Below are 15,011 nucleotides of genomic sequence, written 5' to 3'. Positions count from 1 at the left end.
CACCAGGAACCGATGAAGGACGCGAGAGGCCGCGATAGGCCCCGGGGAGCTGTCAACTGAGCTGTGATCCGGGGGTGTCCGAATGGGGAAACCCGGCAGTCGTCATGGGCTGTCACCCATACCTGAACACATAGGGTATGTGGAGGGAACGCGGGGAAGTGAAACATCTCAGTACCCGCAGGAAGAGAAAACAACCGTGATTCCGGGAGTAGTGGCGAGCGAAACCGGATGAGGCCAAACCGTATGCGTGTGATACCCGGCAGGGGTTGCGCATGCGGGGTTGTGGGATCGTACTTTCATCGTCTGCCGGCGATGAGGCGAGTCAAAAACCGTATGGATAGGCGAAGGACATGCGAAAGGTCCGGCGTAGAGGGTAAGACCCCCGTAGCTGAAATCTGTACGGCTTGCTTGTACGACACCCAAGTAGCACGGGGCCCGAGAAATCCCGTGTGAATCTGGCGGGACCACCCGCTAAGCCTAAATATTCCCTGGTGACCGATAGCGGATAGTACCGTGAGGGAATGGTGAAAAGTACCGCGGGAGCGGAGTGAAATAGTACCTGAAACCGTGTGCCTACAAGCCGTGGGAGCGTCGGACGTTAGCTTGCTAGCGTCTCGTGACTGCGTGCCTTTTGAAGAATGAGCCTGCGAGTTTGCGGTGTGTGGCGAGGTTAACCCGTGTGGGGTAGCCGTAGCGAAAGCGAGTCCGAATAGGGCGAATGAGTCGCGCGCCCAAGACCCGAAGCGGAGTGATCTAGCCATGGGCAGGTTGAAGCGGAGGTAAGACTTCGTGGAGGACCGAACCCACCAGGGTTGAAAACCTGGGGGATGACCTGTGGTTAGGGGTGAAAGGCCAATCAAACTCCGTGATAGCTGGTTCTCCCCGAAATGCATTTAGGTGCAGCGTCGCGTGTTTCTTGCCGGAGGTAGAGCACTGGATAGGCGATGGGCCCTACCGGGTTACTGACCTTAGCCAAACTCCGAATGCCGGTAAGTGAGAGCGCGGCAGTGAGACTGTGGGGGATAAGCTCCATGGTCGAGAGGGAAACAGCCCAGAGCATCGACTAAGGCCCCTAAGCGTACGCTAAGTGGGAAAGGATGTGGAGTCGCAGAGACAACCAGGAGGTTGGCTTAGAAGCAGCCATCCTTGAAAGAGTGCGTAATAGCTCACTGGTCAAGTGATTCCGCGCCGACAATGTAGCGGGGCTCAAGCGTACCGCCGAAGTCGTGTCATTCCCGTGTGAAGCCCTAACGGGTGCGGGGATGGGTAGGGGAGCGTCGTGTGCCGGGTGAAGCGGCGGCGGAAGCCAGTCGTGGACGGTACACGAGTGAGAATGCAGGCATGAGTAGCGATACACACGTGGGAAACGTGTGCGCCGATTGACTAAGGGTTCCTGGGTCAAGCTGATCTGCCCAGGGTAAGTCGGGACCTAAGGCGAGGCCGACAGGCGTAGTCGATGGACAACCGGTTGATATTCCGGTACCCGCTTTGAAACGCCCAGTATCGAACCCTCTGATGCTAAGGCCGTGAAGCCGTCCTGGAGCCTTCGGGCAAAGGGGAGTGGTGGAGCCGCCGGTCCAAGGTGGTAGTAGGTAAGCGATGGGGTGACGCAGGAAGGTAGTCCAGCCCGGGCGGTGGTTGTCCCGGGGTAAGGGTGTAGGGCGTGTGATAGGCAAATCCGTCACACATTAAGTCTGAGACCTGATGCCGAGCCGATTGTGGTGAAGTGGATGATCCTATGCTGTCGAGAAAAGCCTCTAGCGAGTTTCATGGCGGCCCGTACCCTAAACCGACTCAGGTGGTCAGGTAGAGAATACCGAGGCGTTCGGGTGAACTATGGTTAAGGAACTCGGCAAAATGCCCCCGTAACTTCGGGAGAAGGGGGGCCACAACTGGTGAGGGAACTTGCTTCCTGAGCTGGGGGTGGCCGCAGAGACCAGCGAGAAGCGACTGTTTACTAAAAACACAGGTCCGTGCGAAGCCGTAAGGCGATGTATACGGACTGACGCCTGCCCGGTGCTGGAACGTTAAGGGGACCGGTTAGTCACATTTCGGTGTGGCGAAGCTGAGAACTTAAGCGCCAGTAAACGGCGGTGGTAACTATAACCATCCTAAGGTAGCGAAATTCCTTGTCGGGTAAGTTCCGACCTGCACGAATGGCGTAACGACTTCTCGACTGTCTCAACCATAGGCCCGGTGAAATTGCACTACGAGTAAAGATGCTCGTTTCGCGCAGCAGGACGGAAAGACCCCGGGACCTTTACTATAGCTTGATATTGGTGTTCGGTTCGGCTTGTGTAGGATAGGTGGGAGACTGTGAAGTCATGGCGCCAGCCATGGTGGAGTCGTCGTTGAAATACCACTCTGGTCGTGCTGGATGTCTAACCTCGGTCCGTGATCCGGATCAGGGACAGTGTCTGGTGGGTAGTTTAACTGGGGCGGTTGCCTCCTAAAGAGTAACGGAGGCGCCCAAAGGTTCCCTCAGCCTGGTTGGCAATCAGGTGTTGAGTGTAAGTGCACAAGGGAGCTTGACTGTGAGACTGACGGGTCGAGCAGGGACGAAAGTCGGGACTAGTGATCCGGCGGTGGCTTGTGGAAGCGCCGTCGCTCAACGGATAAAAGGTACCCCGGGGATAACAGGCTGATCTTCCCCAAGAGTCCATATCGACGGGATGGTTTGGCACCTCGATGTCGGCTCGTCGCATCCTGGGGCTGGAGTCGGTCCCAAGGGTTGGGCTGTTCGCCCATTAAAGCGGTACGCGAGCTGGGTTTAGAACGTCGTGAGACAGTTCGGTCCCTATCCGCTGCGCGCGTAGGAATATTGAGAAGGGCTGTCCCTAGTACGAGAGGACCGGGACGGACGAACCTCTGGTGTGCCAGTTGTCCTGCCAAGGGCATGGCTGGTTGGCTACGTTCGGAAAGGATAACCGCTGAAAGCATCTAAGCGGGAAGCCTGCTTCGAGATGAGTATTCCCACCCCCTTTGAGGGGTTAAGGCTCCCAGTAGACGACTGGGTTGATAGGCCAGATGTGGAAGCCCGGTAACGGGTGGAGCTGACTGGTACTAATAGGCCGAGGGCTTGTCTAACTATTTTGCTCGCGTCCACTGTTTGGTTCCCGGGTTGCGAACAGTCGCTCCGGTTGAACCAGTACCGCTTAAATTGAAAAGTGTGCTTGTTCGCTTGGCACTGTCAATAATCCCGTTCAGCGGGATGGCCCGATAGTGTTTCGGTGGTCATAGCGTTAGGGAAACGCCCGGTTACATTCCGAACCCGGAAGCTAAGCCTTTCAGCGCCGATGGTACTGCAGGGGGGACCCTGTGGGAGAGTAGGACGCCGCCGAACAATCTTTATGGACCCTCGGTCCCGGCCTCTGCGCTGGGACCGAGGGTCTTTTTGTTTTGCCCCACCGGTGCGCGGTCGCTCGGCAGGTACGAGAGACTGGCACTACAGCAGCACGAACCAAGGAGTTACGACGATGTCCAACTCGCCCGAGGATCGGTCGGATCGGCCTGAGCGCCGGGAGCCGCGACAGAGCGGTGGCGACCGGGGCGGTTTCCGCACCGGCGGCCCGCGCCGCGATGGTGACCGGGCCGGCGGTTTCCGCCGGGATGACCGTCGTGACGACCGACCCCGCACCGACCGTCCGAGTTCTGACCGTCCGAGCTCTGATCGCCCCCGTTCGGACCGTCCGGGTGAAGACCGTCCGCGTACGGACCGCCCGAGCGGCGACCGCGGCGGCTTCCGTCGTGATGACCGTGGTGGCAGTTTCCGTCGTGATGACCGCCCGCAGGGTGACCGTCCGCGTTCCGGCCCCCCGAGCGGTGACCGTGGCGGCTTCCGTCGTGATGACCGTCCGCAGGGTGACCGTCCGCGCTTCGGCGCCCCGAGCGGTGACCGCCGTGACGGCCCGCCGCGCGGCCCGCGTCAGGACGACCGTGGCGGCAGCTTCCGCCGCGACGACCGTGGTGGCAGTTTCCGTCGTGATGACCGCCCGCAGGGTGACCGCCCGCGTTCCGGCCCCCCGAGCGGTGACCGTGGCGGCTTCCGTCGCGACGACCGTCCGCAGGGTGACCGTCCGCGCTTCGACCGGCCCAGCGGTGACCGCCCGCAGAGCGACCGCCGTGACGGCCCGCCGCGCGGCCCGCGTCAGGACGACCGTGGCGGCAGCTTCCGCCGCGACGACCGTGGTGGCAGTTTCCGTCGTGATGACCGCCCGCAGGGTGACCGCCCGCGTTCCGGCCCCCCCAGCGGTGACCGTGGCGGCTTCCGCCGCGACGACCGCCCCCAGGGTGACCGTCCGCGCTACGACCGCCCCAGCGGTGACCGCCCGCAGAGCGACCGCCGTGACGGCCCGCCGCGCGGCCCGCGTCAGGACGACCGTGGCGGCAGCTTCCGTCGCGACGACCGCCCCCAGGGCGACCGCCCGCGTTCCGGCCCCCCGAGCGGTGACCGTGGCGGCTTCCGTCGTGACGACCGCCCGCAGGGTGACCGTCCGCGCTACGACCGGCCCAGCGGTGACCGCCCGCAGAGCGACCGCCGTGACGGCCCGCCGCGCGGCCCGCGTCAGGACGACCGTGGCGGCAGCTTCCGCCGCGACGACCGCCCCCAGGGCGACCGCCCCCGGTACGACCGTCCCAGCAGCGACCGCCCCCGTGACGACCGCCGGGACGAGCGTCCCCGCGACGACCGGCCGCGTTACGAGCGTCCGGCCGGCGGCCGCCCGAGCAGTGACCGCCCGACCAGTGACCGCCCGAGCAGCGACCGTCCCCGTGAGGACCGTCGTGACGGGCCGCCGCGCGGCCCGCGTCAGGACGATCGTCGTGACGCGCCCCCGCGTGGGCCGCGCCGCGACGACGACCGCGGCCAGAGCCGTCGGCCGGCGGACGACAGCCGTGGACGGTTCGAGAGCGCCGGGCGCGAGGACCGCCGTGAGGAGCGGGAGCCGGTCAAGCGGCTGCCGATCCCGGACGAGGTCACGGGCCAGGAGATCGACCCGAGCGTGCGCCAGGAGCTGATGAGCCTGCCGAAGACGCTCGCCGACGACGTGGCGCGCAACCTGGTCATGGTGGCCCAGCTGCTGGACGAGGACCCGGAGGCGGCCTACGAGTACTCCAGGATCGCCCTGCGGCTCGCCTCGCGCGTCGCCGCCGTCCGCGAGGCCGCGGGCTTCGCCTCGTACGCGACCGCCCGCTACGGCGAGGCGCTCGCGGAGTTCCGCGCCACGAAGCGGATGACGGGTTCCGTGGACCTGTGGCCGGTCATGGCGGACTGCGAGCGCGGCATGGGCCGCCCGGAGCGCGCGCTGGCGATGGCGGGTGCGCCGGAGGTGCAGAAGCTGGACAAGGCCGGCCAGGTCGAGATGCGGCTCGTCGCCGCGGGCGCCCGGCAGGACATGGGCCAGCCCGAGGCCGCGGTGGTGACGCTGCAGGGTCCCGAGCTGGCGGCCCACGGCATGAACCCGTGGACGGCGCGGCTGCGGTACGCCTACGCCGACGCGCTGCTCGCCGTCGACCGCAAGGCCGAGGCGCGTGAGTGGTTCGCCAAGGCGGCCGAGGCCGACCAGAGCGGCAGCACCGACGCCTCCGACCGGCTCGCCGAGCTGGACGGTGTCGAGTTCGTGGACGCCCTGGGCGAGGAGCACGCGGAGCACGGCCCGGCGAAGTCCGCCGCCCCGGCCGACGCGCAGGACGCCGAGGACGCCGAGGACGCCGACACGGACGAGGACGATGACGATGACGACGAGGACGACGTCGTGATCGCCGAGGCCGAGGTCGACATCACGGACGAGGCCGACCCGGCGTCGTTCCTGGACTCGCCGTTCAAGGAGCCCGGTACGGGCAGCACCAGGGCCTGAGCACGCGCACCCTTGCATAAAGAGGCGGCACCCGCGGACATCCGCGGGTGCCGCCTCTTTGCGTGTGAAGTGCCCGCTCAGCCCAGTTCGAGGTTGCGCATGACCAGTCCGGTGGCCGGTTTCGGCCCGAAGGACGTGGACTTGCGGGGCATCGTGACGCCCTGACGGGCCAGCCGGCGGACCACGGCCTCGTCCACGGGGTGCATCAGAACCGCGGTGCCGCCGTGCCGCTCCGCCTGTTCGACGGCCGACTCCGACGTGTGCAGGTAGGTGATGTGCTCGGGGACGTCGGGCACCCGCCAGACGTCGTCGAGGAGCAGGCTGTGCAGGACCGTCGCGTCGAGCTGCCGCCATTCCCGCGGCCGGTCGTGCGGGACGGAGCGCTCGAGGTGCGCGGGATCCGGCCGGTCGAGCAGCCGGAACCGGCCGTCGCCCGCGAGCAGGAAGGCGTTGCCCTCCGCCGCGGCCTCCGCCAACACGCCCAACGCCTCCGGCAGCGGCCCGTCGACGTCCCGTACGCGGAAGGCGTGCCGCGCGGTCTCGACGGCCGCGCCGACCGGGAGCCGCGGGAGCACCCGGTGGATGGCGCGGACCCGCAGCGGGTAGTGGGCGGTGTCGACGAGGAGCACCAGGCCGCGGTCCCAGGGGCTCGGCCCGGCCTGCTCGGCTTGCAGCCGCAGGTAGGTCGCCCAGCGGTGGTGGCCGTCGGCGATGAGGGCCTGGCGGGGCGCCAGGTCGGCGTCGATCGCGGTGATGGTCCCGGGATCGGTGATCGACCACAGCCTGTGGTGGATGCCGTCCTCGGTGGTGGTGGCGAGCAGCGGTTCCGTGCTCGCCGTGCGGTCGACGATCTCCGCGGTGGAGCCGCCGCCCTGGTAGGCGAGCAGCAGCGGTTCGAGGTTGGCGCCGGTCGCGCGCATCAGGGCGGCGCGGTCGGCCACCGGGCCCGGCATGACGTCCTCGTGCGGGAGCACGATCCGCTCCGCAGGCGGGGTGAGTCCCAGGACGCCGATCAGACCGCGCTGCAGATGGTCGCCGTCACGCTGCTCGTACAGGTACAGCCCCGGTTCCGGGTCGGGGGCGAGGACGCCCTCGCGCTGCCACAGCTCGAGGGCCGTCGCGGCCTGCCGGTGGCGGCTGGTGGGATCGGCGTTGTGGGGCAGGATGAGACGGACGACGTTGTGCGGGTCGGCGGTCTCGAGATGACGCTGCCCGTCCGGCCTGACCACGACGTCGTACGGGGGCGAGGTGACCGCGGCCAGGCTGCCCACCCTCTCCGGCACGTAGCGGAGCCCGCGGAAGGGGGCGAGGCGCAAGCCGTGGGGGGCGGGTCCTGAAGTGGTCATCAGCGCATGCTACGTCGCCCGCGCCGATGGGCGATGATCAAGGTGACTGACGACATACGAGGAGCGGACACGCGATGACCCACCGGACCAGTCCGAGCGGTTGCGACCGGGCACTGGACGCGGCGTACGACACGGCCCTGCTCGATCTCGACGGGGTCGTCTACGCGGGCGGTGAGGCCATCGCGCACGCCGTCGAGTCGCTCGCCACCGCGCGGGAGCACGGGATGCACCTCGCGTACGTCACCAACAACGCGGCCCGGACTCCGGGGACGGTGGCCGGGCATCTGACGGAGCTGGGGGTGCCCGCCGACGCGGCGGACGTGATCACCTCGGCGCAGGCGGTCGCCCGGCTGATCGCCGAGCAGGTGCCGGCGGGCTCCCGGGTGCTGGCGATCGGCGGCGAGGGGCTGCAGACGGCGCTGCGCGAGCGCGGTCTGGAGCCGGTGGCGTCGGCGGAGGACGATCCGGCGGCGGTGGTGCAGGGGTACGACCCCGAGCTGCGCTGGTCGCTGCTGGCGGAGGCCTCGTTCGCGGTGGCGCGCGGCGTGCCGTGGTTCGCGTCCAACACCGATCTGACGATCCCGAACCCGCGCGGCATCGCGCCGGGCAACGGCGCGGCCGTGGAGGTCGTCAGGATCGCGACCGGCGGTGAGCCGCAGGTCGCCGGCAAGCCGCAGCCGCCGATGCACCGCGAGACGATCCTGCGGACCGGCGCGAAGCGGCCGCTGGTGGTCGGCGACCGGCTCGACACGGACATCGAGGGGGCCACGGGCGCCGAGGTGGACTCGCTGTTGGTCCTGACGGGGGTGACGACGGCGGCGCAGTTGCTCGCCGCCGTGCCGGAGCACCGGCCGACGTATGTGGCGGCCGATCTGCGCGGGCTGCTGGAGCCGCAACCGGAGGTCTCGAGCGACGGCGGCGGGTCGGAGTGCGGCGGCTGGACGGCTTCGGCGGAGGGCGACGCGCTCACGGTGGAGGGCGACGGTGACGCGGTCGACGGACTGCGGGCACTGTGCGCGGCCGCCTGGGCGGCGGCCGGCGACGGAGCGTGTGGGCTCGATGCCGGAAAGGCACTCGCCCGGCTGGGCTTCTGAGGGGTGGGAACGGTGGCGGCCGCGGTCAGAGCAGCGAGCGCAGCTTCAGCAGGTCCCGCAGACCGGCTTCCAGCTTGACGCGGCCGCTGCCCCACGCCTTGGCGAAGTTCAGTTCGCCGCCCACCAGGGCGACGAGATCGTCGCCGGCCATCGTCAGCCGTATCTGCGCCTTCTCGGCGGGCGCGCCCTGGACCGTGGTCACGTCATGGATCCGGCCGTCCGTCAGGCGTCCGACGAACGTCGTGTCCAGGTCGGTGATGTGGCAGCTCAGCGACCGGTCCAGCGAGGTGGCGCTGCGGACGTCGCCGTCCGCGCGCGTCAGGTTCTCCGACAGCTGGTCGAGCGCGCGTCGGCACTCCTCGATGGTCGCCATCGGTCGGGCGTCTCCCGTTCGGGTGGTACGTACAGGCGCCGGGGGGTCGCCCGCGCCACGATCATGTGATCTGTTCGATCGACGGTACCTCAGGGCACCGTACGCCGTGAGCGGGGCAGTACGGGTAGCGTCAGGTGCGGATACGTCAATGGCGAGGCGAGGAGTGAGGGCGATGCGGGACGCACTGCGTACCTGTCTGCAGATCGCGGGCGGCCTGACCGAGGCGACCCGGCGGCGGGCGGCGGGAGCGGCCAAGGAGCTGCTCGACCAGACGGGAATCGATGTCGACGCCGTCCAGCGCAAGATCGGCGCGAGCATTCCGCCGGAGGTGCAGACGCTGGCGAACGAGCTGATGGCGGCCGGACGGGTCAACCGCGATCTGCTGATGGGGCTGATCCGCGAAGAGGTCGACAAGGCGATGGTCCGGGTCGGACGGGTCGCCGACGAGGTGACGAAGGTCGGCGTGGTCCTGGAGACGCTGGAGCGCCGGGTCCGGAACCTCGAGGACGAGGAAGAGGACCAGGACCGGGACGAGGCGGCGGGTACCGGCTTCGGTACGGCTCCGGCCCCCACCGCGGACCCGCTCTTCCAGCGGATCGCGGTCGATCCGATGGAGCCGGCAGAGCCGGCGCCCGCGGTCCACCCCGTCGACCCGGCGGCTCCCGTCAGGCCGGCCGCCGCGGAGCGGGCCACCGCGCCGGTACGGGCCGTGAAGGCGGTACCGGAGGTGCAGCCGGAGCCGAAGGCTCTCGCGAAGGCGAAGAAGACCGCCCCGCCCGCCGAGAAGACCGCCCCTGCCAAGAAGGCCGCTCCCGCCGAGAAGCCGGCCCCGGCCCAGAAGACCGCCGCAGCGAAGGAGCCGTCCGCCGCCGAGAAGACGGCCCCGGCCCAGAAGACCGCCGCCGCTGACAGGGCGACGCAGGCGAAGAGGACGACCCCGGCGAAGGCGACGCCCGCGAAGAAGGCCGCACCGGCCACGAAGACCCCCGTCGCGAAGAAGGCCGCACCGGCCACGAAGACCCCCGCCGCGAAGAAGGCCGCACCGGCCACGAAGACCCCCGCCGCGAAGAAGGCCGCTCCGGCGACGAAGACCCCCGCCGCGAAGAAGGCCGCACCGGCCACGAAGACCCCCGCCGCCAAGAAGGCTGCCCCCGCGAAGAAGTCCCCCGTCGCGAAGAAGGCCGCACCGGCCACGAAGGCCCCCGCCGCCAAGAAAGCCGCACCGGCCAAGAAGACCGCGCCCGCGAAGAAGGCTCCCGCCCGGAAGAAGGCGACCCCCGATGAGTGAGCCGCCGTCCGGGGAGGTGCCGGCAGGCGCGATCGCGCCTCTGGGCCTTACCCCGGCACCCACCGGACAGACCGCGGTGGACTCGCTGATGGTACGGCTGAGCGACGCCGACGACCTGCCGACCGCGGACCACCTCGAGGTGTACGAGGATGTGCACCGCGGCCTGCGCGACGCGCTCACCGCACTCGACGACAACAGGAGCTGAACCGTACGTGGCACGACGCCGACTCGACGCCGAGCTGGTGCGCCGGAACCTGGCGCGCTCGCGTGAGCACGCCAGCCAGCTGATCGCCGCGGGGCGGGTGACCATCGGCGGCGCCACCGCGACCAAGGCCGCCACGCAGGTGGAGACCAGCGCGGCCGTGGTGGTCGCCAAGGACGACAACGAACCCGACTACGTGTCGCGCGGCGGCCACAAGCTCGCCGGCGCCCTGGCCGCGTTCACCCCGCTCGGCCTGAAGGTGGAGGGGCGGCGCGCACTGGACGCCGGGGCCTCCACCGGGGGCTTCACCGACGTGCTGCTGCGCAACGGCGCCGCGGGCGTTGTCGCGGTCGACGTCGGGTACGGCCAGCTGGCCTGGTCGCTGCAGAGCGACGACCGGGTCGTCATCAAGGACCGCACCAACGTGCGTGAGCTCACGTTGGAGCACATCGACGGCGTCCCCGCGGACATCATCGTCGGCGACCTGTCGTTCATCCCGCTCGGCCTGGTGCTGCCCGCGCTGGTGCGGTGCGCCGCGCCCGACGCGGACCTCGTGCTGATGGTGAAGCCGCAGTTCGAGGTGGGCAAGGAGCGGCTCGGCACCGGCGGTGTCGTGCGCAGTACGCAGCTGCGCGCGGAGACCGTGCGGACGGTCGCGGGGCAGGGCGCGGCGCTCGGACTGGGCGTCATGGGCGTCACCGCGAGTCCGTTGCCGGGACCTTCCGGCAATGTGGAGTACTTTCTGTGGCTGCGCGCCGGTGCGCCAGAACTGGACCCGGCGGATGTCGACCGTGCTGTGGCGGAGGGGCCCCGTTGACGAACACCGAAACGCAGGACTGTGCCGGGCCGAAGGGCCGCATGATCTTCCTGCTCACGCACACCGGCCGCCCGGCGGCGATCCGCAGCGCGGAACGGGTCGTACTCGGCCTGCTGCGCTGCGGGATCGGGGTGCGGGTACTGACGGACGAGGCGGCGGACCTGGCCGCCGAACTGCCGTTGCCCGCCGAGGTGGAGCTGGTGACGGAAGGCGGCCCCGGGGCCGTCGAGGGGTGCGAACTGATCATCGTCCTCGGCGGTGACGGGACGCTGCTGCGCGGCGCGGAGTTCGCGCGCGCTTCCGGGGTGCCGATGCTCGGGGTCAACCTGGGGCGGGTCGGATTCCTCGCCGAGGCGGAGCGGGACGACCTGGACAAGGTCGTGGACCGGGTGGTCACCAAGCAGTACGAGGTCGAGGAGCGGATGACGCTCGACGTCCTGGTCCGCAACGACGGGCACGTGGTGCACACCGACTGGGCGCTGAACGAGGCGTCGGTGGAGAAGCAGGCGCGGGAGCGGATGCTGGAGGTCGTGACCGAGGTCGACGGCCGTCCGGTGTCACGGTTCGGCGGCGACGGCGTGGTCTGCGCGACGCCGACCGGATCGACGGCCTACGCCTTCTCGGCGGGCGGCCCGGTGGTCTGGCCCGAGGTCGAGGCCCTGCTGATGGTGCCGATCAGCGCGCACGCCCTCTTCGCGCGACCGCTGGTGACCTCGCCGCGCTCGGTGCTCGCCGTCGAGGTGCAGCCCAAGACGCCGCACGGCGTCCTGTGGTGCGACGGCCGTCGCACCGTCGAGCTGCCCGCAGGGGCCCGGGTGGAGGTGCGGCGGGGCGCCGTGCCAGTACGCCTCGCCCGGCTGCACCACGCGTCCTTCACGGACCGTCTGGTGGCGAAGTTCGCCCTGCCCGTCGCGGGCTGGCGGGGTGCCCCGCAGTAACCCGGTAGTACTTGGGACCGGCCTCCGTCGCGCGGCGGGTCGCAAACCTCGTATGGTCGTATCCGTGTTGGAGGAGATGCGGATCCGGTCGCTGGGTGTCATCGAGGATGCCGTGGTGGAGTTTTCACCCGGCTTCACCGCGGTGACCGGCGAGACCGGTGCGGGTAAGACCATGGTCGTCACGAGCCTCGGCCTGCTGTTGGGCGGCCGGGCCGATCCCGCTTTGGTGCGGATCGGTGCGAAGGCGGCGGTGGTCGAGGGGCGGATCACGCTCGACCGCGGCTCGCCCGCCGCCGTCCGCGCCGAGGAGGCGGGGGCGGAGCTGGACGACGGCGCGCTGCTGATCAGCCGTACCGTCTCGGCCGAGGGGCGGTCGCGGGCCCACGTCGGCGGGCGCTCCGTGCCGGTCGGGCTGCTCGGCGAGCTCGCCGACGACCTGGTGGCGGTGCACGGCCAGACCGATCAGCAGGGCCTGCTGCGCCCCGCCCGGCAGCGCCAGGCGCTGGACCGGTACGCGGGCGACGCCGTCGCCGGGCCGCTGGCGAAGTACGGGGCCGCCTACCGGCGGCTGCGCGAGGTGGCGGGCGAACTCGACGAGCTGACCACCCGCGCCCGTGAGCGGGCCCAGGAGGCGGATCTGATCCGCTTCGGGATCGGGGAGGTCGCCGACGCCGAGCCGCTGCCCGGCGAGGACGCCGAACTGGCGGCCGAGGCCGAACGGCTCGGCCACGCCGAGGCGCTGGCCTCCGCCGCCGCCGTCGCGCACGCCGCGCTCGCGGGCAATCCGGAGGACCCGGAGGGCAACGACGCCAACACCCTCGTCTCGGGGGCCCAGCGCGCGCTGGAGGCCGTCCGCGCCCATGACCCGGCGCTCGCGGCGCTCGCCGAGCGCATCGGCGAGATCGGCATCCTCGTCGGCGACGTCGCGGGGGAGCTGGCGGGGTACGCGGACGACCTGGACGCCGACCCGCTGCGGCTCGCCGCGGTGGAGGAGCGACGTGCGGTGCTCTCCCATCTGACCCGCAAGTACGGCTCCGACATCGACGGGGTGCTGGCCTGGGCGGAGCAGAGCGCCGCCCGGCTCGGTGAGCTGGAGGGCGACGACGAGCGGATCGCGGAGCTGACCGGGGAGCGGGACGCGCTGCGGTCCGAGCTCGGGGACCTCGCGCAGGCGTTGACGGATGCCCGTACGGAGGCGGCGGACCGTTTCGCCGCCGCGGTCACGGCGGAACTGGCCGAGCTGGCGATGCCGCACGCCCGGGTCGGGGTGGCCATCCGGCAGACCACCGATCCGGAGGGGATCCGGGTCGGCGGGGAGCTCGTCGCCTTCGGGGCGACCGGCGCCGACGAGGTGGAGCTGCAGCTCGCCCCGCACCCCGGCGCCCCGGCCCGGCCGATCGCCAAGGGCGCGTCCGGCGGTGAGCTGTCGCGCGTGATGCTCGCCGTCGAGGTCGTCTTCGCCGGATCCGATCCCGTGCCGACGTACCTCTTCGACGAGGTCGACGCCGGGGTCGGCGGCAAGGCCGCGGTCGAGGTGGGCCGCCGCCTCGCGCGCCTCGCGCGGACCGCGCAGGTCGTCGTGGTCACCCACCTCCCCCAGGTGGCGGCGTTCGCCGACCGGCAGCTGCTGGTGGAGAAGACGAACGACGGTTCGGTGACCCGCAGCGGTGTCAAAGTTCTCGAAGGCGAGGACCGGGTGCGTGAACTCTCCCGTATGCTCGCCGGGCTCGAGGACTCCGAGCTCGGCCGGGCGCATGCCGAGGAGTTGCTGGCCGCGGCCCGCGCCACCAGCTGAGGCCGCGTCCGGCACGGCGTGCGAACACACTCGTTCGAGTGATCCACGGCGCCCGCAACCGGGCCGGGAGGCGGTCGGTGCCTACGGCATGCCGTAGGGGCCTGGCATCCTGGGGTGTGGCGCAACAGCCGTCGTCCGACGCCGAGTCAGGAGCTGTAACCGGGTGAGCAGCACTCCGATCCCCCCGCGAGGACCGCTGCACGCCGTCCTGGTGCTGGGCGGGGCGGGCGGTCCCGCCGGCGCGCACGTCAGTTCGCTGGCGGGCGGTCTCGTCGCGCGCGGAGTGCGGGTCACGGTGTGCGGTCCGGCCGCCGCCGAGAACGATTACGCCTTCACCGGCACGGGCGCCCGCTTCGAGCCGGTGGAGATCTCGCAGCGGGCCGCCAGGTCCGACGCGACGGTCATCACGGAGCTGCGGGTGGCCTGCGCGGACGCCGACGTGGTGCACGCGCACGGACTGCGGGCGGGGCTGCTGTCGTCGCTGGCGCTCAGCGGCCGGCCCACCCCGCTCGTGGTGACGTGGCACAGCGTGAGCCTCGCCGAGGGCCCCAGGGCCCGCCTGGTGCGCTGGCTGGAACGCCGGGTGGTGCGAGCCGCGGCCGTGGTGCTGGGAGCCTCGTCCGACCTGGTGGACCGGGCCAGGGCGCTGGGCGCCCGGGACGCGCGGCTGGCGCCGGTCGCGGTGCCCGTTCCGCGGGCCGCGGCGCCGGAACCGCCGGGCGACGCCGAACTGATGCGGCAGAAGACGCGCTCCGAGTTCGGGGCGGTGGACCGGCCGCTGGTGCTGGCCGTCGGCCGGCTGGAGCCGCACAAGGGCTACGACCTGCTGCTGGACGCCTGCCGCATGCTGGCCGGCCACGACCCCCGGCCGCTGGTGATCGTCGCGGGAGAGGGCTCCGGGCGGGCCGCGCTGGAGCAGCGGATCGACACCGAAGCGCTGCCCGTCCGGCTGATCGGCCGCCGCACCGACGTCGTGGATCTGCTGGCCGCCGCCGACGTGGTCGTCCTGCCCAGCCGGTGGGAGGCGCGTGCCCTGATCGCGCAGGAGGCCCTGCACGCGGGTGTGCCGCTGGTCGCCACCGCCGTCGGCGGGATCCCCGAACTCGTCGGTGACGCGGCGGAACTGGTGCCGTACGGCGATCCGGGGGCGCTGGCCCGGACGTTGGGCCGGCTGCTCGGCGATCCGGAGCGGCGGCTGGCGCTCGCCGCCGCCGGGCGGGCCCAGGCCGCGACCTGGCCGACCGAGGACGACACGGTAGCCCAGGTGCTGAGCATCTACGACGAGTTGGCGCAGCGCTGACCC

Annotated in this window: 11 protein-coding genes and 2 rRNA genes (1 of these 13 cut by a window edge); 11 read left to right on the top strand and 2 right to left on the bottom strand. The window is 70.4% G+C overall.

Going from position 1 to position 15,011, the window contains the following annotated elements; genetic code table 11:
- From M2266_RS08210 to M2266_RS08195, 4 genes are all read left to right on the top strand, one after another.
- Positions 1 to 3,087, top strand: a 23S ribosomal RNA gene (locus tag M2266_RS08210); it begins 36 nt to the left of the window's first position.
- 139 nt (positions 3,088 to 3,226) lie between these two features.
- Positions 3,227 to 3,343 (top strand): 5S ribosomal RNA (gene rrf / locus M2266_RS08205).
- A gap of 275 nt (positions 3,344 to 3,618) precedes the next feature.
- Complete coding sequence (locus tag M2266_RS32300; protein ID WP_346780967.1) at positions 3,619 to 5,016, top strand: hypothetical protein; 1,398 nt, start codon at positions 3,619 to 3,621, stop codon at positions 5,014 to 5,016.
- Positions 4,956 to 5,855 (top strand): hypothetical protein, encoded by a 900-nt coding sequence (locus tag M2266_RS08195; protein WP_277441106.1) that lies wholly within the window; start codon positions 4,956 to 4,958, stop codon positions 5,853 to 5,855. The genes M2266_RS32300 and M2266_RS08195 overlap by 61 nt, the downstream gene beginning before the upstream one ends.
- A 77-nt stretch (positions 5,856 to 5,932) precedes the next feature.
- On the opposite strand, the gene M2266_RS08190 is transcribed toward M2266_RS08195, so the two are convergent.
- Positions 5,933 to 7,201, bottom strand: a complete 1,269-nt coding sequence (locus M2266_RS08190) for a DUF1015 domain-containing protein (RefSeq protein WP_277437565.1) — start codon at positions 7,199 to 7,201, stop codon at positions 5,933 to 5,935.
- Positions 7,202 to 7,275: 74 nt separating this feature from the next.
- Between M2266_RS08190 and M2266_RS08185 the strand changes: the two genes are divergently transcribed.
- Entirely contained in the window at positions 7,276 to 8,295 is a 1,020-nt protein-coding gene (locus M2266_RS08185; protein ID WP_277437564.1) for an HAD-IIA family hydrolase, read from the top strand.
- A gap of 25 nt (positions 8,296 to 8,320) precedes the next feature.
- Here M2266_RS08185 and M2266_RS08180 read toward each other — a convergent pair whose 3' ends face one another.
- The gene (locus M2266_RS08180) at positions 8,321 to 8,668 is read right to left on the bottom strand and encodes an alkyl sulfatase C-terminal domain-containing protein (RefSeq protein WP_277437563.1); all 348 of its coding nucleotides are present in this window, start codon (positions 8,666 to 8,668) and stop codon (positions 8,321 to 8,323) included.
- Between the two features lie 172 nt (positions 8,669 to 8,840).
- Between M2266_RS08180 and M2266_RS08175 the strand changes: the two genes are divergently transcribed.
- The 6 genes from M2266_RS08175 (at position 8,841) to M2266_RS08150 (ending at position 15,008) form a co-directional block, all read left to right on the top strand.
- Positions 8,841 to 9,956 (top strand): histone, encoded by a 1,116-nt coding sequence (locus tag M2266_RS08175; protein ID WP_277437562.1) that lies wholly within the window; start codon positions 8,841 to 8,843, stop codon positions 9,954 to 9,956.
- The gene (locus M2266_RS08170; protein ID WP_277437561.1) at positions 9,949 to 10,161 is read left to right on the top strand and encodes a hypothetical protein; all 213 of its coding nucleotides are present in this window, start codon (positions 9,949 to 9,951) and stop codon (positions 10,159 to 10,161) included. Before M2266_RS08175 ends, M2266_RS08170 begins: the two co-directional genes overlap by 8 nt.
- Positions 10,162 to 10,168: 7 nt before the next feature.
- Entirely contained in the window at positions 10,169 to 10,975 is an 807-nt protein-coding gene (locus tag M2266_RS08165) for a TlyA family RNA methyltransferase (RefSeq protein ID WP_277437560.1), read from the top strand.
- A 41-nt stretch (positions 10,976 to 11,016) separates the two neighbouring features.
- A complete protein-coding gene (locus M2266_RS08160; RefSeq protein ID WP_138353383.1) occupies positions 11,017 to 11,913 on the top strand; it encodes an NAD kinase in 897 nt (298 codons plus the stop codon).
- A gap of 52 nt (positions 11,914 to 11,965) precedes the next feature.
- Positions 11,966 to 13,708, top strand: a complete 1,743-nt coding sequence (gene recN / locus M2266_RS08155; RefSeq protein WP_277437559.1) for a DNA repair protein RecN — start codon at positions 11,966 to 11,968, stop codon at positions 13,706 to 13,708.
- Positions 13,709 to 13,871: 163 nt separating this feature from the next.
- Complete coding sequence (locus tag M2266_RS08150; protein ID WP_277437558.1) at positions 13,872 to 15,008, top strand: glycosyltransferase family 4 protein; 1,137 nt, start codon at positions 13,872 to 13,874, stop codon at positions 15,006 to 15,008.
- Positions 15,009 to 15,011 lie beyond the last annotated feature (3 nt).

The organism is Streptomyces sp. SPB162, assembly GCF_029504575.1.
Classification (GTDB): Bacteria; Actinomycetota; Actinomycetes; order Streptomycetales; family Streptomycetaceae; genus Actinacidiphila.
Note: the sequence above shows the minus strand (reverse complement) of the source record. Positions and strands in the feature narration are given on the sequence as shown.

What these genes read in the sequence shown, in the direction of transcription:
- M2266_RS08180 (WP_277437563.1), bottom strand. Translation starts at nt 8,668, where the DNA reads ATGGCGACCATCGAGGAGTGCCGACGCGCGCTCGACCAGCTGTCGGAG.
- M2266_RS08160 (WP_138353383.1), top strand. Translation starts at nt 11,017, where the DNA reads ATGATCTTCCTGCTCACGCACACCGGCCGCCCGGCGGCGATCCGCAGC.
- M2266_RS08190 (WP_277437565.1), bottom strand. Translation starts at nt 7,201, where the DNA reads ATGACCACTTCAGGACCCGCCCCCCACGGCTTGCGCCTCGCCCCCTTC.
- recN (WP_277437559.1), top strand. Translation starts at nt 11,966, where the DNA reads ATGGTCGTATCCGTGTTGGAGGAGATGCGGATCCGGTCGCTGGGTGTC.
- M2266_RS08170 (WP_277437561.1), top strand. Translation starts at nt 9,949, where the DNA reads ATGAGTGAGCCGCCGTCCGGGGAGGTGCCGGCAGGCGCGATCGCGCCT.
- M2266_RS08185 (WP_277437564.1), top strand. Translation starts at nt 7,276, where the DNA reads ATGACCCACCGGACCAGTCCGAGCGGTTGCGACCGGGCACTGGACGCG.
- M2266_RS08175 (WP_277437562.1), top strand. Translation starts at nt 8,841, where the DNA reads ATGCGGGACGCACTGCGTACCTGTCTGCAGATCGCGGGCGGCCTGACC.